Origin of the sequence: Mesorhizobium sp. M7A.F.Ca.CA.004.06.1.1 (assembly GCF_003999135.1) — a bacterium.
Taxonomy (GTDB): Bacteria; Pseudomonadota; Alphaproteobacteria; order Rhizobiales; family Rhizobiaceae; genus Mesorhizobium.
On the sequence record NZ_RZPQ01000883.1, the window covers coordinates 1 to 2203 of the forward strand.

General features: G+C 62.4%; 2 protein-coding genes. Both read right to left on the minus strand.

Features of this window, described 5'->3' with window-relative positions; genetic code table 11:
- Positions 1-178: 178 nt before the first annotated feature.
- Positions 179-1198, minus strand: a complete 1020-nt coding sequence (ilvC, locus tag EN906_RS31655; protein ID WP_013531065.1) for a ketol-acid reductoisomerase — start codon at positions 1196-1198, stop codon at positions 179-181.
- 25 nt (positions 1199-1223) lie between these two features.
- Positions 1224-1877 carry a TetR/AcrR family transcriptional regulator gene (locus tag EN906_RS31660; protein WP_164749002.1) on the minus strand — a complete coding sequence of 218 codons (654 nt, stop codon included), beginning with the start codon at positions 1875-1877 and terminating at the stop codon, positions 1224-1226.
- Positions 1878-2203 lie beyond the last annotated feature (326 nt).

The window sequence follows — 2203 nt, forward strand, 5'->3', positions numbered from 1 at the left end:
AACTGATCCAGCGTCACCATCTCGAGCGCGGTCTGTTCAGGGGCGGGTCGCTTCAACATGACCCAGTGAATCAAAAACCCCCAGCAAATGCCAGGGGTTTGTCAGCAGTCTGAACGGCGCCACTTGGCGCCGTTTTTGTTCATGGAAGCCGCTGTTTTCGAGCGCTTGTGGATTTCGCTCAGTTCTTGGCCTTGTCGACCAGCTTGTTCTTGGAAATCCAGGGCATCATCGCGCGCAGCTTGGCGCCGACTTCCTCGATCTGGTGGCTGTCATTGTTGCGGCGGATGCCCTTGAAGCGGGACATGCCGGCGCGGTATTCCTGCATCCATTCCGAGGTGAATTTTCCCGTCTGGATGTCCTTCAGCACGCGCTTCATCTCGGCCTTGGTCTCGGCGGTGATGATGCGCGGACCCGAGACATATTCGCCCCATTCGGCGGTGTTCGAGATCGAGTAGTTCATGTTGGCGATGCCGCCTTCATAGATCAGGTCGACGATCAGCTTGACCTCGTGCAGGCACTCGAAATAGGCCATCTCAGGCGCGTAGCCGGCTTCCACCAGCGTCTCGAAACCGGCCCGGATCAGTTCGACCAGACCGCCGCACAGCACGACCTGCTCGCCGAACAGATCGGTCTCGCATTCCTCGCGGAAATTGGTCTCGATGATGCCCGAGCGGCCGCCGCCGACGCCGCAGGCGTAGGACAGCGCCAGGTCGAGCGCATTGCCCGAGGCATCCTGGTTGACGGCGACCAGGCACGGCACGCCGCCGCCCTTCTGGTATTCGCCGCGCACCGTGTGGCCGGGACCCTTCGGCGCGATCATGACGACGTCGACAGTCGACTTCGGTTCGATCAGGCCGAAATGCACGTTGAGGCCGTGCGCGAAGGCGATCGCCGCACCGTCGCGGATGTTCGGCGCGATCTCGTTTTTGTAGATGTCGGCCTGCAGTTCGTCCGGCGTTGCCATCATCATCAGGTCGGCCCATTTGGCGGCGTCCGCCACGCTCATCACCTTGAGCCCATCGGCCTCGACCTTCTTGGCGGTCGCCGAGCCGGCCTTGAGACCGATGGCGATTTCCTTGGCGCCGGAATCCTTGAGGTTGAGCGCATGCGCCCTGCCCTGGCTGCCGTAGCCGATGATGGCGACCTTCTTGCCCTTGATCAGATTGAGATCGGCATCACGATCGTAATAGACGCGCATTTTGTCTTCCTTCCCGTTTTATGAATCAGAGGCCCTGCGGCCCGGTTTTTGCTCCGAAAAGAGCGAGAAACTGCTGCGTCGCGCGCGCGGCATCGCCGCCGATCGCCGCCTCAGTCAATTTCAGCCGGTCGCCAAGCAGCAGACGGATCTGCACGTCGCGGGCGACCAGCCCGAAAAAGGTGCGGAACGCCGTCTCGGCATCCGCGAAATCCAAAAGTCCGGTCCGTCGGCCGGCCTCAAGCACCGGCTTCAACCGTTTGGCCAATGCGAAGCGGCCGTTCTCAAGCACCACGGCGCCGAGATTGTCCTTGCCCGAACCGGCATGGCTGACCGCCACCCGGTTGAGCGCGATCGAGGTGTCACTGGAGATCACCTTGAGCCAGTCCGAGGCGAAGCGTTCGAGACTTGCGGTCAGGGAGGCAAGATCGAGCCCCTTGCCGTCAACCGGCGCCACCCGCACTTTCGAGGCCTGCCACTGCACCGTCGCCGTCAGCAGCCCGTCACGGTCGCCGAACCATTTGTAGAGCGTTTCCTTGGAGCAGCTGGCGCGGCGCGCCACGGCGGTCATGGTCAGATGATCGCCCTCCTCGACCAGCAGCCGCAACGCCGCGTCGAGCACGGCCTTCTGCCGTTCTGTCAGCGCTTCGCTGGTGTCGATGTCGGGCACGCTGTGCAACACGCTCTTCTCTCGAAAGGTCGGGCCACCGGTCATTCCGGTATGCCGTACCGTACGTTACGGTTCGGCATATTGCGCAATCCGAGGCCGCGCGCAAGAGGGCGGGCGCAAAATATCTGCAAGTGATGCGTTGCCGCGCGACAAGCCTCGCTAATCGGAGGCTGGCGGATGGCGCAATCGTCCAAGCAGTGCGGAGACCCTGGTCAATTCATCCGCCGACAGTTTGGCGCCAACCAGTTCGGTGATCGACCGTCCGTAGACAGCCCACATCTGGCGGCGTGTCTCGCGGCCCTTGGCGGTGATGCGGATGGTCTGGCCACGACCATCAT

Bases quoted from the DNA above. Each gene is read 5' to 3' on its own strand.
- ilvC (WP_013531065.1), bottom strand. From the start codon at position 1,198: ATGCGCGTCTATTACGATCGTGATGCCGATCTCAATCTGATCAAGGGC.